Below are 14,396 nucleotides of genomic sequence, written 5' to 3'. Positions count from 1 at the left end.
TTTGTCCGCGCAGACTTGGGATGACGCTCGAACAACTGCGCATTTTCGTGACGGTCCCCGAATACGAGCACATGCCCCGGGCAGCCGGATCGCTGAACCTGACGCAATCAGCAATCTGTAGGGCGGAGGAAAATCAGGCCACGGGGCGGAGTAAATCCAGGCCACTTGAGCTTCACCAAGCCCGCAGAGCCCATCTTTAAAACGATTTTCGGAGCAGATATTTACGCTGATGTAGCAGCTGAGAGACCGCGCCTCAGGCCGGTGTGTTGAGGGCGGTTTAATGGCCTGGATTTGCACCGCCCTCTACAGTCTTCGACGAGAGCTTGCTCACTCCGAACGACGCCTTCTTCGTCCGCTACCACCTCGCCGACATCCCGACGTCCATCGACCCCGACGCGTTCCGCCTCGAGGTGAAGGGCCACGTCGATAGGTCCGTTTCGCTCTCGCTTAACGATATCAAAGCCATGCCGCAGGTGGAGCTGGTGGCGGTGAACCAGTGCTCAGGCAATTCACGCGGCTTCGTAGAGCCACGCGTCGCAGGCGGCCAGCTCGCCAACGGGGCCATGGGCAATGCCAGGTGGACCGGCGTGCCACTCAGAGCCGTGCTCGACCAAGCTGGTGTAAAGGCGGGCGCCGTCCAGGTTTCCTTTGAGGGCCTCGACGGACCTGTCATCCCGGAGACGCCGGACTTTGCCAAGGCTCTCGACATCGACCATGCCCGAGATGGTGAGGTCATGCTGGCCTGGGCCATGAACGGCGAAGACCTGCCCTGGCTCAACGGCTACCCGCTGCGGCTCGTCGTACCGGGTTTCTACGGCACCTATTGGGTCAAGCACCTCAACGCGATGACCGTGCTAGATAAGCCCTTCGACGGCTTCTGGATGCAGAAGGCTTACCGCATCCCCGACAATGCCTGCGCCTGCACCGAACCCGGCCAAGCGCCAAAGACGACGGTGCCGATCGGACGCTACTCGATCCGCTCCTTTCTCACGAATATGCTGGATGGAGCCAAGGCCCCCGTAGGGAAGACGGATCTCCGCGGAATTGCCTTCGATGGGGGTTCGGGGATCAAGGAGGTCGCGGTGTCGCTGGACGATGGCAAGACTTGGACTGGGGCGCAGCTCGGTCAGGACCGTGGACGCTACTCGTTCCGACCCTGGGCGCTGCAGGTCAACTTGACTGCAGGAGCTCACGCCATTCGGGTGCGGGCGCTGGGCAACGATGGCGTGAGCCAACCGATGGAGCCGCGCTGGAACCCACCAGGCTACATGCGCAACGTGGTCGAGACCACCCGCGTGCAGGCGGCATGATGAAGCAACGTCTAACAGCCATCCTCGCAAGCCTCAGCCTGATGACCGGCGCAGCCTTGGCAGAGCAGCGCACCTACGAGCTGCCTGAGCCGACAGCGCAGCTGCGGACAGCCAAAGGCCATGAAGCCGGGCAGGAGGCAGCGCAGGCCAACTGCATGGCCTGCCACTCGGTCGATTACATCGCCATGCAGCCGCCGGGCAAAGGCAAGGGGTTCTGGGAAAGCGAGGTGACCAAGATGATCAAGGTCTATCACGCGCCCATCGACGAGGCCGACGGCAAAGCGATTGCCGCTTACCTCGCAGAGGCCTACTGAGAACCTTGCGGACGGCCTGAAAGACCGTCCGCATCCCATCACGGGATCGTCTGCACCTGAACCGGCGATCCGGTCTCGCCCGGCTTGCCCTCGACGATCACGAGGTAGCGCCGCGCTGCCTCTCCTGCCCCCTGCGTGACCTGCCGGATCGGGCCGATCGCATTGACGACAGCCGCGCCCGCTGGATTGGTCATGAAGGCCGCCAGCGGTTCGACAGAACCAGCGCCTTTCGGATCAGTCGACAGGGCCAGCACGAACGGCTTTTTCGGAGGCAGGCCCGTCACGGCCGCCTGCAGGGTCTGCAGCACACCCTGGTCGAACAAGGTCACCTGGGTCGCAGGCTTACCATCACTGCCATTGAGGGAGAGCGCGCTCGTCTTCCCGGCTGCGCCGAGCGGCTGGAGGTTCTGCTTGCCATCCCCCTCGGGCACCGCGTTCGGCACGTAGGCGACGCCTTGAGGTCCCTGTCCAATTGGGACAGTGGCAATCACCGTGTTCGAGGCCGTGTCGATCACGGCAGCCTGATCAGCGTTCTCCAGACCGACATACATGCGCGAGCCGTCGCCCGAGGGCCAGAGACCATGCGGCAGCGCACCAGTCGGGATCATGGCCACGGGCGAGAAGTCGTCGGTGCGGAACACCTTGACCTGGTTGAGCCCGCCAATCGTCACGTAGGCGAACTGACCGGCTTTCGTGCGCGCGAAGTTGACGTGGTTGGTAAGCGGTCCGGTCTCGAGGGTCTTGATCGCCGCAAACGGCGGCTTGGCATCGAACACCTGCGTGCGGCCGACATCCTTCAGGGTCAGCCAGACCTGAGCGCCGTCGGGCGTCGCCGCAATGTCGGGGCAGAATGGGCTCTCCTGCTTGACCCGACCGGCGATCGCGCGGGAGGCCACGTCGATCACGACCGTCTCGGGGCTAAAGCTGGAGCAAACGTAGGCATAGCGCCCATCTGGCGAGAAGATCGTCATGCCGGGCCCGTTCGGCACCGTGATCCGCGCGGTCTCCTTGGCGGTCGCCGCGTCCAGGACCGCGATGTAATCCTCCCCACGAATGCTGACCCAGACTTCCTTGCCATCCCGTGTGAAGAAGGCCTCGTGCGGCGAGCGGCCGACATAGGCGACCTTGCTGACCGCGTTCGTTGCCGTGTCGATGAAGCTGACTGAGTTCGAGCCAATCGAGACGGCTAGCAGGGTCTTGGCGTCGGGCGAGAAGCCCATGCCGTGGACGAGGAGCTGCCCCTTGTAGAGCGGGCTCAGGTTCGCCGGCGTGGTGTCGCCGAGGCGGATCACACCCATCAGCGTGTTGTCGGCCGGGTTCACGACCGAGACCGTGTTGGAGAACTGGTCCGAGCTGTAGAACCGATCGTGGGCGCTCACGGGAATGTCGGACGACGCGGCTGGCCCGGGGGCTTGGCCGGCCAGCGCGGTTCCGCTGAGCAGGGCGAACAGGAATACGGGCAGCAGGGTCTGTCTCATTGCGTGTACTCTCGGCTGTGAATAGCGTTTTAGGGTCAAAAGACGTCGCTGCAGCTCAGTGCTGATGCGCGCCTGAGGCGGGGGATGCGATGCCGCTCGCGGCCGGCCGCTCGGCGAGGGTGCGGCGCATGACCTCGATCTCTTGGCCCTGCTCGACGATGATGCCTTGCGCCAAGCGACCCAGGACAGGGTCTCGGCCGTAGGCGAGTTGAGCCTTCGCCATGTCGATGGCGCCCTGATGATGCGGGATCATCATGGCCGCGAAGTCGCGGTCTGGATCACCCGACGGTGGGATCATCATCTCGGCATGCATTCGCTCCATCGACCGGGCCATCAAGGCATCAAACCCGGCGGGCGCAGGCACGCTCTCGGCATGGCCAGCACGCATCATCATTCCGCCGCCCGCGAGGCCGGTGGTCATCAAAGCCACAATGACGAGGGCTGTGGGTGCTCCGCGCATGGTCTCTCCTGTTTGGTACCGATTGCAGGGAGAGATGTCGGCGGTACCCGTTTTATTCCCGGCCGCGCGAGCCGTGTCGTTCACGCCCGTCTCATCGGATCATTCGGCAGCAGGCTGGAATAAATGCGGGGCGGCCTGCATCTCTTCCACCGCGGCCATATCGGGCCGCCGAGGACGATCCCCATGCGCATGTCTCATGTCCTAGCCGCGGCCGCTGTGACCCTGTTGTCCGCGGCTCCCCTCATGGCTGCTCCGGCAGCACCCGCATCCACGGCACAGACGGCCAAAGGGCCCGCTTTGGTCGATGCCAAGGGCATGACCCTCTACACCTTCGATAAGGACATCGGCGGCAAGTCCGCCTGCAATGGCCCCTGCGCCGGTAACTGGCCCCCGCTGAGTGCCGCAGGAGGTGCGGCGTCTGGCGATTGGACCACGGTCACCCGTGACGACGGCAGCACGCAATGGGCCTACAAGGGAAAGCCGCTCTACACCTGGACGAAGGATACAAAGCCCGGTGACATCACGGGCGACGGCTTCCTGAACGGCGCTTGGCACATCGCTACGCCGTAAACCGACGGCCCGAGCCGCTATCGCAACCAGAGGGGTGCTCTTGGACGATCTCGCCGCGCTGATCGAGCCGCAGATCCCGGCACTCAGGCGCTATGCCTACGCTCTCCTGCGCGAGCGCGAGACAGCCGATGACCTCGTGCAGGACACTCTGGAGCGCGCGATCAAGAACTGGCCGCAGCGCCACCGCGATGGTGACCTCCGGGCCTGGCTGTTTGCGATCGAGCGCAACCTGTTCCTCGCCGGCCTGCGTCGGCGGAGATGGCCTACAGGGCTTGAGCCAGATGCGCTGGCGCAAGTTGCGGACCCTGCGCCTGGTCCGGAAGCCGAACTCGGTGCTCAGGATATCCTGACTGGGCTCGACACCCTACCCGAGGATCAGCGGTCCGTGCTGCTCCTCGTTGCGGTCGAGGATCTTTCCTACGCTGAAGCAGCCAGCATCCTTGAGGGGGCTTGTCGCAAGCCGTGCCGCGGGCCGCATCCGAGGCTGGATCTCGCGCGTTTTCAGGTTTTGTTAACCGCCTGAAGTCCGAAGCAGACCCCGAGTAGCTGGTTCTGTTCGCGGACCGTCCACGCGCCGGCGAAGCCGAAGCCCTTGCGCAGCCAGAGCATGGCTTCGAAGCCTTGGATCGTGCGCCGAGCCGTGTGGAAGGACTGGAAGCCGCCGATCCGCGGCATGTTCTTTTTGACCCTGAAATGATCGCTCTCGATACCCTGCTGTAGGTGCTTCGTGACGTAGTGGAGCGGCATGCGGGGCAGTAGACCCTCCTTGCGGCTTTCAGCAATGGCCGGCGGGTAGGTGCCGGCGCCATCGGTACCAACACGGTCCGGAGCAAAGAGAGGCTCAGCCGAAAGTATCTTGCGGAAGAAGCGCTTGGCCGCGTCGAGATCCCGGTGGGCGGTCAGCAGGAAGTCGACGGGATTGCCGTGCTTGTCGACGGCTCGGTAGAGGTAGCGCCACTCACCACGCACCTTGATGTAAGTCTCATCGATCCGGATCGACCCGCAGTGCGGCTTGCGAAATTGGCGCAGCCGCTTCTCGATCAGCGGTGCGTAGGCCAGGACCCAGCGGTTCAGCGTGGAGTGATCCACCTCGACCCCGCGTTCTAGGAACAGCTCCTCAATGTCACGATAGCTCAGCGGGTAACGCAAGTACCAGGCGACGGCCTGGATGATGAGCGCCGCTTCGTAGTGCCGGCCCCTGAAGTCGCGCTGGGCGCGCTGCTTGAGCTTCGCAGCGATGGCGGACAGGATCATGGGTGGCCTCCGGTTCAGAAGGCGCCATGCAGACCGTATGGTCAACGCGGGGTTAAACGCAGGTCCGATCGCGTTTGCGACACGCCCCGGGCGATCTGCTGGCCGGTCAGACGCTGCCGACGCAAGGCCAGGATGGCGTCTTGCGTCCGGGCCGGGGTCGGACGGTGCAGGCGGTGAGGCCGCGAGGAGCGGTCCTGCAGTCCGGCGACGCCTCCGGTGTCGAAGCGGGCCACCCACTTGCCCACCGTCTTGGGACACACCCCCATCGTCTCGGCCACCGCTTTCGAGCTGAGCCCGTTCTGGGCCAGCCGCACCAGTCGCCCTCGACCCGACGGCGTCAAACGCGCATTCTGATGGATGTTCATCCGCTCGCTCCGGGATCGTTGAAGCCTCGCAACTCCAACCGCCCCGGTTCACACCGGATGGACAACCTCCTGAAAGCTCACACCTAGGCCACCGGATGGGGGCAGGCCGTAGACCTGTATTCGGTATCTGTTAGATCTGAAATAACGTTATTAAATTATCTCGTATATCCATAGCATATCTACTTTCTAAGCATATTTGCATCGATGAATTAGATTACCGACCATAATCAGCACCGTATGCATGAACTCGTCTTCGCTCGAATCGATCCGCACACAATTTGTCGAATAGCGAGCAGGGCTTCGGAAATCCAGGAGGCTCGGCAAGCATTGTCTGGCCGCCGACATCCCCGAGCGAATGCGTCTGGGAATACAAGGACTTGGGGTCGTAGTATGGGTCAGATGTATAGCTGTTCATGAAGGCGCCGCCGGCGGGGATACGATTTTCGGCGAGGGAAGGCGCTATCTGCTCGGCGAGAAAAGCAAGCACAGCTACGGCAATCGCACGCTTCGAATGCATAGTCCGGTACCTTCAGCACCAAAGCCTCTAGACTCCAGGGGGTAGAACTGAGGCCGAACTCAGCCCCCCCCCCCGCACCGACCGGCGCTCTGATCGAAGTGCGAAGGCGATCGGAGCGAGAGGCATTCGCGATCTGGAAAAGCCTTGGTCAATCTGGGATCAACATGCGAGCCGGTCCGCCCGTCTCCTGCCCCATGCCGCGCTCATAGGCCGGCAAGGCTGGGTTCCGCGCATTAGCGCCATCGTCGTCTCGCGGACCGATCTCACCAAAATCATGGATCGACGAGACTGGGCTGATGGCTCCTGTAGTGAGGTCGCCGCGGTCCTGCGTAGCATGGAGATTGTGTGCCAGCGGGTGCGCCTGTGATGCCCCCGCCGAGCAGGCGATCGCTCCAACTATCCCAACTGTAGCGATCATCGTCCGTCTGAATGTCATTATCTGAAGCTCCTGTGGTGAAAGCTGTGCTGAAACAGACTTCTTTAGATCGGTGTCACGTCTAAACATGTTCCAACGAACTCCATCTAAAATGCAGTCCCACCGAATAAGTTCAAACAAATAAGCGTTATATATCTAACCATAATCATAATATTTAAATTAAATTTAAAAAAACATGACAGGAATGGGCTCTCTTGGCAAATCTTCACCACAATCTTGATGATAATTATTTTGAATACAATAGCTTAGACTTCGTCTATGCCCGGAAATGAAAATTTGTTTTTGTTTCTGGTGTCGAATTCATTCGAGTTACGTGCAGGTGGAGGGTATCTCGCATCAGCCAAAGCGGATTGCCGCCAACGGCTTTCGCATACGTCGCCTCCCTGATTGACGACGTCCATTCTGCAAGCCGTGAGCGCTCCCAGGCGATCGCGGCCGAAGGTTTCAGTGATTCCGATGGGTCTCGTCCGTTTTGCTTTGAAGTTCCGCAATAGCTTCTTCGTCTTAGCCTTACTGATGCTGCTCACGGGTGTCGGGGCTATCGTCGTAGCACCAAAAGACGTGCTCCCGGCAGTCGATATTCCAGTTGTGGTGGTGGTTTGGACATATAGCGGCCTTGGAACGACCGATATTGTCCAACGTATCACAAACTACAGCGAGTTTTCGCTATCCTCGAACGTCAACAACATTAAGCGCATCGATTCAACCTCGATCCAAGGCACCGTGACGGAGCGGATTTACTTTGATCCGAGCGTCAGCATCGACCTCGCAATCACGCAGGTTGACTCCGCAATGAACTCTGTGCGCTCACGCATGCCGCCCGGTGTGCAGCCCCCCGTCATCATGCGCTTCTCGGCCTCCTCTGTGCCGGTGATCCAGCTGGCCCTGTCCTCGACCAAGGAGACGCTGACTAAAGTCTTCGACTACGCCCAGTATCGCACCCGCCAGCGTCTCGCCGAGGTTCCGGGCTCGACGCTGCCTTCCCCCTATGGCGGCGCACCGCGCCAAGTGATGGTCGACCTCGACCTCGCAGCCCTGCGGGCAGTGGGTATGACGCCTCTAGACGTGACCGAGGCAGTTCTTAAACAAAATCTCGCTGTGCCTTCGGGCCTCGCCAAAATTGGCGAGCAGCAATACGCCGTGCGCCTTAACGCCAGCCCGGAACTCGTCGATCAACTCAACCGCATTCCCGTCAAGGTCGTCGGAGGCCAGCCGGTGCTGCTGCGCGACGTAGCGCATGTCCGCGACGGCGCGCCGCCGCAGATCAACATCGTTCGGGCTGACGGCCAGCATTCGGTCCTTCTTCAGGTCTTGAAGAACGGTTCGGCTTCGACCCTCGACGTGGTCGATCGCGTCAAGGGCGCGCTGTCCGATATACGCGCCTCAGCGCCGCCCGGCATGACGATCACACCGTTGTTCGACCAGTCCGTCTTCGTCTCGGATGCGATCAAGGACGTGGTGCGCGAAGCTGTCATCGCGGCAGGACTGACGGGTCTGACGATCCTCCTATTCCTCGGCTCGTGGCGCTCGACCCTCGTCGTACTGATCTCAATTCCGCTCTGCATCCTAACGTCGCTGGCGATCCTTGTGGCCCTTGGCCAGACCATCAACGTCATGACGCTCGGCGGACTGGCGCTCGCCGTCGGCATCCTCGTCGACGACGCGACCGTGGCGATCGAGAACACCTACCGCATGTTCGAGGAGGGCTTCCCGTTCCGACAGTCCGTCCTTGAAGGCGTTGCCGGCATCGCCAAGCCCGCGCTTATCTCCACCCTCGCGATTTGCTCGGCCTTCTCCGCGGTCTTCTTTCTCACCGGCGCGCCGAAATACCTCTTCGTGCCCCAGGCCGAAGCGGTCGTGTTCGCAATGCTGACCTCCTATGTGCTGTCGCGGACGCTGGTCGCGATCCTGATCGACGTCTTCGTCGCACCGGAATACGCAATGCATCATGCCGGCGCCCGCGGTGCAGGCTCCGCGATGCCGCTCGCGAAACGTCGCTCCGTCCTAGGCCGAGCGATTGGGCTGTTCGTCGCTTTGGCCATGATCGTCCTGCGTCCGGTTTCGCGCTGGGCCGGAGCGTTCCGAGCCGCCTTCGAGCGTGGTTTCAGCCGCTTCCATGCAGGGTATCTTGGCCTGCTGCGGGCAGTTCTCGTCCATCGCGTCCGCTCGCTCGCAGTGATGGCGCTGATCGTCGCGACAGCGGCGGTTCTCTTCCCCTTCGTTGGCCAGGACTACTTCCCCCGCATCGAGTCGAGCCAGATGACGCTCCATATCCGTACGCGTCCCGGCATGCGGATCGAGACCGCTGAAAAGATCTTCGCAGCTGTGGAGGACGTAATCCGCAAGACAGTGCCTAGGACAGAACTTGGTCTGATCCTCGACAATATCGGCCTTCCGGCATCGAACTACAACTTTGCGTTCATGGATGCGTCTTTTGTCGCTTACAATGATGGTCAGATGCTAATCAACCTGAAGGGGGACCACAAGCCAGCCTCGGTCTATGAGCGCCGTTTGCGTCAAGCCTTACGCATTGCGTTCCCTGACGTGACGTTTTACTTCCAGCCCTCGGATATTATCACGCAGATCTTAAATTTCGGCACAACCGGTCAGGTCGACGTACAGGTTTCGGGCCGCCACGCCACGACGGACCTCGCCGTTGCGCAGGCCCTCGTGCGCGACATCGCCCGGGTGCACGGCGCCGTTGACGTCCATCTCCACCAGATCGTCGACGCACCTCAGTTCTACGTCAACGTCGATCGCCGGCTCGCCTCCGAGATGGGATTGAGCGAGCAGACGATCGCCCAGAACCTCAACGTATCGCTCTCGGGCTCCTTCCAGGTCAGCCCGAATTTCTGGGCCGATCCGAAGACTGGGACCCCCTACCAACTCTGGGTCCAGACGCCGGAATATCTCAACGACGGAATGACCAAGCTCATGAACACGCCAATCGCCGCGCAGCGATCCACGCAAGGCGATCCAGCAGCGCCGATCCTGCTGTCAAGCGTCGCCACCCTGGAGCGGCGCCCGGAACAGACGGTGGTGAGTCACGTCAACACCCAGCCGACCTACGACGTGCTAGCGAGCGTACAGGATGCCGATCTTGGCACAGTGTCGGACTCTATCGACCGGATCGTGAGCAAGGCGCAGGCTAGTCTAGAGGCGCCCGACAAGATCCGCATCCGCGGGCAGATCGCGAGCATGAAGAGCGCGTTCGGGCGCCTGGAAATCGGGTTGGCGATTGCGTTGGTTGCTGTCTACTTGCTCCTCGTCCTGAACTACCAGACTTGGCTCGATCCCTTCGTCGTGATCGCTGCACTGCCCCTGGCCTTCTGCGGCATCGTGATGAGCCTATTCATTACGAGCACGACCTTCTCTATTCCGGCGCTGTTCGGTGCGATCATGTCGGTGGGCGTAGCAAGCGCGAACTCGATCTTACTCGTCACCTTTGCCAAGGAACACCGGGAAGCTACCGGCTGCTCAGCGGTTGAGGCCGCACTGATGGCCGGCCAAACCCGACTTCGGCCGGTGCTGATGACGGCCTCGGCGATGTTCCTCGGTCTCATCCCAATGGCGATCGGCGCCGGCGAAGGCTCCGAGCAGAACGCGGCCCTCGCCCGCGCCGTGCTCGGCGGCATCGCCATGGGCACCCTGTCCACCCTGATCTTTGTCCCCTTCCTCTACACGCTGCTGCGCCGCGGCCCCGTCAAGCTCCTTGAGGATTATGCATGACTACGACCGACCACGGTCCGCACCCCGATTTGGAGGCACATGCGGCCGAGGAGGCTCACGCGCGGGCTCATGCCCAAGCAGTCGCCATTGACCCAATCCATGTGGCCGGCACGAACGCCGCAGTGCCGCCACGGAGGATACCGATCGTGATCGCGGCTGCGGTCCTCGGCGGACTGATCGGCCTCGGCGGCTGGCACCACTGGCAGGAGCACGCGGCCGCTGAGGAATTTAGGATGGAGACGATCAACTTCGTGCCCGAGGTCCGTACCATTCTGCCACAGGAGGACGACAATCCCATCCGCCTAACGTTACCGGGCGAGACCCAGGCCTTCGACAAGGCCGAGATCTTCGCGCGCGCAACCGGTTACGTTGCCGAGCGCAAGGTCGATATCGGCTCACGTGTCCGGAAGGGCGACCTCCTCGTTCGCATAACCGCACCTGACCTCGACCAGCAGCTTGCCCAGGCCAAGGCGCAGCTTGGTCAAATACGGGCGCAGGTCATGGAGTCTGAAGCCAACGTCGACCTCGCGAAAGCCGACGTGACGTTAGCCGACGCCACGGATAACCGAACCTCCACCCTTGCGGGGCAGGGATGGGCGTCCAAGCAGATCGCGGACCAGACGAAGGCTAAGGTCCTGACCGCCGGTGCATCCCTGGCTGCGGCCAAAGCTCGGGTACAGGTGGCGCAGGCCAACGTCGAAGCGCAGGAGGCGACCGTAGACCGGCTCGCGGCGCTCATCGCTTTTGAGAACGTGCGTGCCCCCTTCGACGGCATCATCACCGCCCGGCACGTCGATGTCGGCGACCTCGTCCACGCCGACACCAGCACCGGTACGGCCCTATTCGCTATCGAGAGCGACGCCGTGCTGCGCGTCTCGGTCCAAGTGCCGCAATACGCCGCGATCGGGATTCATGATGGCGTACAGGCCAGCGTTGCTGTTCCGCAGATGCCGGGACGGACCTTCGACGGTTCGGTGTCCCGAAGCTCGATCGCGCTGAATTCGTCGGCACGCACCCTTGATACGCAAATCGACGTCCCCAACCCCGCCGGCCTTCTCCGCCCTGGCCTCTACGTTTCCGTCAGCCTCTCGGTGCCGCGGGACCACTCACGCATCAGCATTCCGTCGGAGGCACTGATCTTCGGGGCGGCCGGCACCCAGGTCGCGGTCGTGCACTCCGACGGCACAGTCAAGCTAACCTCGGTCCGGATCGCACGCGACCGCGGCGCGATGCTGGACCTCCACGAAGGGCTGGACGGGAGCGAGCCAATTGTTTTGAGCCCGCCTGCTGACCTCCAGGACGGGGCAAGCGTCACGTCACAACCTGCGACGCCCACGCAGCCATCGAAGCTCGAAGCGAAGGCCGAGTGACGACGATGACGATGCGATTGACGAAGAAACGGATCGGGGAGGTTGAACCGCCGACACGGGTTCGTGAAGTAATCCCGTATTCTACCACAGAGCGAGGGAGCGCGGACGTCGGTGCGGCGCCCTATGTAGAGCCGACGAAGCAGACAGCTGTCTGGAGGACGAAAGAGGGTCGTATGCCAAACGTGCTGGTTATCGAAGACGACGCCCGGGTGGCCGCCGAGATCAAATCGGCGTTGCTCGACCATGGATTTCGCGTTGATGGGGCATTTAACGGAACCAGCGGTCTGAGCAAGGCGCTTGGAGGCAACTTCGATGTCATCGTGCTTGATCGCATGCTGCCGGAGATCGACGGATTGTCGCTGTTGACGAAGCTGCGGGGTGCCAAAATCTCTACACCGGTCCTTATCCTCAGTGCGCTCTCGGCCGTCAACGAACGGGTCGATGGCCTTCGGGCCGGGGGGGACGACTACCTCGCAAAGCCCTTCGAGTTCATCGAGCTGACTGCCCGTGTCGACGCACTCGCCAGGCGCAAGATTGCTGCCGAGGCAGTCAACGAGCTTCGGGTGGGAGACTTGTGTCTCGACCTAATCAATCGGGTGCTCTATCGCGCCGACAAGCCGATTGAGCTGCTGCCGAAGGAATTCGCGATCATCGAGTTCCTTATGTCCAATGCCGGAACGCTCGTCAGTAGAAAGATGATCTTCGAATCCGTCTGGGGCTACAGTTTCAACCATGAATCGAGCGTCATCGACGTGCATATCGGCAAGATCCGCAAGAAGCTCGACCCAGACGGCCTCAACCCCTGCATCCATACCGTGCGTAACACCGGCTTTATCCTTCGTGCGGCTGCGTGACCTCCGGCGGACGAGTGGGTTCCGCGTCGCCTGCCTGTTCTTCGCAACCTTTGGCGGCGCCTCACTCGCCTTGTACGGGTTCCTCTACATCGACACCCGCAGCTATGGCCGTACCGCAGCATACGAGTGGGTTAGGTGGGAAACAAAGCATCTGCGCAGTCTTCCATCCCGTTCGCTAATCGAACGGATAGAGGTCTCGGAGGACTTTGCGGAGGGCGGCCGCCCGTTGGTCCTGTTCGCCCCAGACGGGTCAAGGCGCGCAGGTGCCAAAATCGACTTCCCCAAGACAGCACCGCTCGACCGCCCCTTCCCACTAACACAGGAGAAGGATGGAAACCGTCTCGTCTTCTTCAGCGAGATTAGTCGCCTTCCAAGCGGTGATTTCCTCCTTGTCAGTCGCTCGGCCAGGGAGCTTCAGGCTCTGCAGAAGGCGCTGGTGGAGACTTTCGCCTGGGGTATCTTCGGCACAATCGCGATCGGTCTCGTTGGTTCTGTCATCTTCGGAGCAGGATCGCTCCGACAGAACGCAGCGATCACGTCTGCTGTCGAGCGGATCATGCGCGGAGACTTGAGCGAACGGTTGCCGACGCGCGGCGTCTCAGCGGACCTCGCGCATTTGACCCGTGTCGTGAATGACATGCTCGATCAACTTGAGAGGCTGATGCTGGAGATCAAGGGCGTCAACGAGAACATAGCCCACGACCTTCGCACGCCGCTGACCCGGGTCATGGCAAGCCTGGAACGATCCCTCCGCAGTGTTGATACGGTCGAAGGTTTCCGTGCCGTCAATGAGGATAGTCTCGGAGATGTGAAGGAGATCGTCGCACGGTTTTCCGCGCTCCTCCGTATTTCTGAGATGGAGGATCGCTTGCGGCGCTCGGGTTTCACCGACATTGATCTCTGTCGAATTCTCGACGATGCGGTGGAATACTATGGACCTCTGGCCGTCGAGAAGAGGATTACTATCGAATGGAAATGTGCGAACGCCCCCTGCCTCGTCGAGGGCGATCGGAGCCTTGTCTTCGAAGCGGCGAGCAACTTGCTCGACAATGCAGTGAAATTCACGCCGCGTAACGGCAGGATCAAGGTGGTAGTGTTTTATGATCCACCAGGTTTCGCGGTGGAGGATAACGGATGTGGCATCCCGGACGACGAGATCAGTGCTGTCCGCGATCGGTACCGCCGGGGGAACCTGACGAGGGGCAAGGCTGGGTTCGGGATCGGTCTTAGCCTCGTGGATTCCATCGCCCGTCTTCACAACGTGACGTTTGAACTGGCATCTGGAATATCAGGCTGTCGCGCTACGTTGCAGTGGTCAGGCCCCGCCTGAAACACGCGGCGTGCGCCAGGTAATAGGTTTTTGTAATGCGCGCGTGGAGCCCCCCTCTCCAACGGATCTATCGCTTGGCAGGAGTACGAATTTTTACCCCGACCGCTAGGCAATGCTTCCGCGCAGCAAGTATAAGATGGCGTTGAGGATATCCCGCCTCGTCCGAAATGACGAGCGGCCACAAGGAGTCGGTACCGGCATCGGAGCTGCCATCACCGTCCGCGCGGCATCCGTCAGATCGATTTCTTAGAGTCCGTCCGATAAGTCATGAGGCGCGTCCCAGCCGTCGAACGAGGATCATGACGGCAGCGGCGTAGAGGAAGGCTTGGGCCGAGGCGAGGGTCGCCTCCGGGTCTTTCCAAAGGCGGCGGTTGCGACTGATCCAGCCAAAGAAGCGTTCGACCACCCA

At 61.6% G+C, this 14,396-nt stretch carries 10 protein-coding genes and 4 pseudogenes; 9 read left to right on the top strand and 5 right to left on the bottom strand.

Annotated features, from left to right (window positions below; genetic code table 11):
* Positions 1 to 20: 20 nt before the first annotated feature.
* From CRT23_RS29395 to CRT23_RS26135, 3 genes and pseudogenes are all read left to right on the top strand, one after another.
* Positions 21 to 110, top strand: a pseudogene (locus tag CRT23_RS29395) (LysR family transcriptional regulator); the annotation flags it as partial.
* Positions 111 to 308: 198 nt separating this feature from the next.
* A pseudogene (locus tag CRT23_RS26140) lies at positions 309 to 1,310 on the top strand (molybdopterin-dependent oxidoreductase); the annotation flags it as partial.
* A complete protein-coding gene (locus tag CRT23_RS26135) occupies positions 1,307 to 1,624 on the top strand; it encodes a sulfite:cytochrome C oxidoreductase subunit B (RefSeq protein ID WP_103712446.1) in 318 nt (105 codons plus the stop codon). The pseudogene CRT23_RS26140 and the gene CRT23_RS26135, both read left to right, overlap by 4 nt.
* A 38-nt stretch (positions 1,625 to 1,662) precedes the next feature.
* Here the strand turns inward: CRT23_RS26135 and CRT23_RS26130 are convergent, their stop codons facing one another.
* Both CRT23_RS26130 and CRT23_RS26125 read right to left on the bottom strand, forming a co-directional pair.
* Positions 1,663 to 3,102, bottom strand: a complete 1,440-nt coding sequence (locus tag CRT23_RS26130; protein WP_103712445.1) for a YncE family protein — start codon at positions 3,100 to 3,102, stop codon at positions 1,663 to 1,665.
* A 55-nt stretch (positions 3,103 to 3,157) separates the two neighbouring features.
* Positions 3,158 to 3,562 (bottom strand): DUF305 domain-containing protein, encoded by a 405-nt coding sequence (locus CRT23_RS26125; protein WP_103712444.1) that lies wholly within the window; start codon positions 3,560 to 3,562, stop codon positions 3,158 to 3,160.
* A 189-nt stretch (positions 3,563 to 3,751) separates the two neighbouring features.
* On the opposite strand from CRT23_RS26125, the gene CRT23_RS26120 reads away from it, so the two are divergent.
* Together CRT23_RS26120 and CRT23_RS26115 are read left to right on the top strand one after the other, a co-directional pair.
* Positions 3,752 to 4,132 (top strand): hypothetical protein, encoded by a 381-nt coding sequence (locus CRT23_RS26120; RefSeq protein WP_103712449.1) that lies wholly within the window; start codon positions 3,752 to 3,754, stop codon positions 4,130 to 4,132.
* Between the two features lie 34 nt (positions 4,133 to 4,166).
* Complete coding sequence (locus CRT23_RS26115) at positions 4,167 to 4,655, top strand: RNA polymerase sigma factor (protein WP_245436604.1); 489 nt, start codon at positions 4,167 to 4,169, stop codon at positions 4,653 to 4,655.
* Here CRT23_RS26115 and CRT23_RS26110 read toward each other — a convergent pair.
* Positions 4,634 to 5,386, bottom strand: a complete 753-nt coding sequence (locus CRT23_RS26110) for an IS6 family transposase (protein ID WP_103712443.1) — start codon at positions 5,384 to 5,386, stop codon at positions 4,634 to 4,636. The genes CRT23_RS26115 and CRT23_RS26110 overlap by 22 nt on opposite strands.
* A 77-nt stretch (positions 5,387 to 5,463) precedes the next feature.
* A pseudogene (locus CRT23_RS26105) lies at positions 5,464 to 5,751 on the bottom strand (leucine zipper domain-containing protein); the annotation flags it as partial.
* A 1,409-nt stretch (positions 5,752 to 7,160) separates the two neighbouring features.
* On the opposite strand from CRT23_RS26105, the gene CRT23_RS26090 reads away from it, so the two are divergent.
* From CRT23_RS26090 to CRT23_RS26075, 4 genes are all read left to right on the top strand, one after another.
* Entirely contained in the window at positions 7,161 to 10,433 is a 3,273-nt protein-coding gene (locus tag CRT23_RS26090; protein WP_103712440.1) for an efflux RND transporter permease subunit, read from the top strand.
* On the top strand, positions 10,430 to 11,803 hold the full coding sequence (locus CRT23_RS26085) for an efflux RND transporter periplasmic adaptor subunit (RefSeq protein WP_103712439.1): 1,374 nt from the start codon (positions 10,430 to 10,432) through the stop codon (positions 11,801 to 11,803). Before CRT23_RS26090 ends, CRT23_RS26085 begins: the two co-directional genes overlap by 4 nt.
* 173 nt (positions 11,804 to 11,976) lie before the next feature.
* Positions 11,977 to 12,657 carry a response regulator transcription factor gene (locus CRT23_RS26080; protein WP_103712438.1) on the top strand — a complete coding sequence of 227 codons (681 nt, stop codon included), beginning with the start codon at positions 11,977 to 11,979 and terminating at the stop codon, positions 12,655 to 12,657.
* On the top strand, positions 12,644 to 13,987 hold the full coding sequence (locus tag CRT23_RS26075) for a HAMP domain-containing sensor histidine kinase (RefSeq protein WP_103712437.1): 1,344 nt from the start codon (positions 12,644 to 12,646) through the stop codon (positions 13,985 to 13,987). Before CRT23_RS26080 ends, CRT23_RS26075 begins: the two co-directional genes overlap by 14 nt.
* 265 nt (positions 13,988 to 14,252) lie before the next feature.
* Here CRT23_RS26075 and CRT23_RS26070 read toward each other — a convergent pair.
* A pseudogene (locus CRT23_RS26070) lies at positions 14,253 to 14,396 on the bottom strand (IS5/IS1182 family transposase); the annotation flags it as partial.

The sequence above is a fragment of the Methylobacterium sp. V23 genome (assembly GCF_002917135.1).
Lineage (GTDB): Bacteria > Pseudomonadota > Alphaproteobacteria > Rhizobiales > Beijerinckiaceae > Methylobacterium.
Note: the sequence above shows the minus strand (reverse complement) of the source record. Positions and strands in the feature narration are given on the sequence as shown.

What these genes read in the sequence shown, in the direction of transcription:
- CRT23_RS26090 (WP_103712440.1), top strand. Translation starts at nt 7,161, where the DNA reads ATGGGTCTCGTCCGTTTTGCTTTGAAGTTCCGCAATAGCTTCTTCGTC.
- CRT23_RS26130 (WP_103712445.1), bottom strand. Translation starts at nt 3,102, where the DNA reads ATGAGACAGACCCTGCTGCCCGTATTCCTGTTCGCCCTGCTCAGCGGA.
- CRT23_RS26080 (WP_103712438.1), top strand. Translation starts at nt 11,977, where the DNA reads ATGCCAAACGTGCTGGTTATCGAAGACGACGCCCGGGTGGCCGCCGAG.
- CRT23_RS26085 (WP_103712439.1), top strand. Translation starts at nt 10,430, where the DNA reads ATGACTACGACCGACCACGGTCCGCACCCCGATTTGGAGGCACATGCG.
- CRT23_RS26120 (WP_103712449.1), top strand. Translation starts at nt 3,752, where the DNA reads ATGTCTCATGTCCTAGCCGCGGCCGCTGTGACCCTGTTGTCCGCGGCT.
- CRT23_RS26135 (WP_103712446.1), top strand. Translation starts at nt 1,307, where the DNA reads ATGATGAAGCAACGTCTAACAGCCATCCTCGCAAGCCTCAGCCTGATG.
- CRT23_RS26125 (WP_103712444.1), bottom strand. Translation starts at nt 3,562, where the DNA reads ATGCGCGGAGCACCCACAGCCCTCGTCATTGTGGCTTTGATGACCACC.
- CRT23_RS26110 (WP_103712443.1), bottom strand. Translation starts at nt 5,386, where the DNA reads ATGATCCTGTCCGCCATCGCTGCGAAGCTCAAGCAGCGCGCCCAGCGC.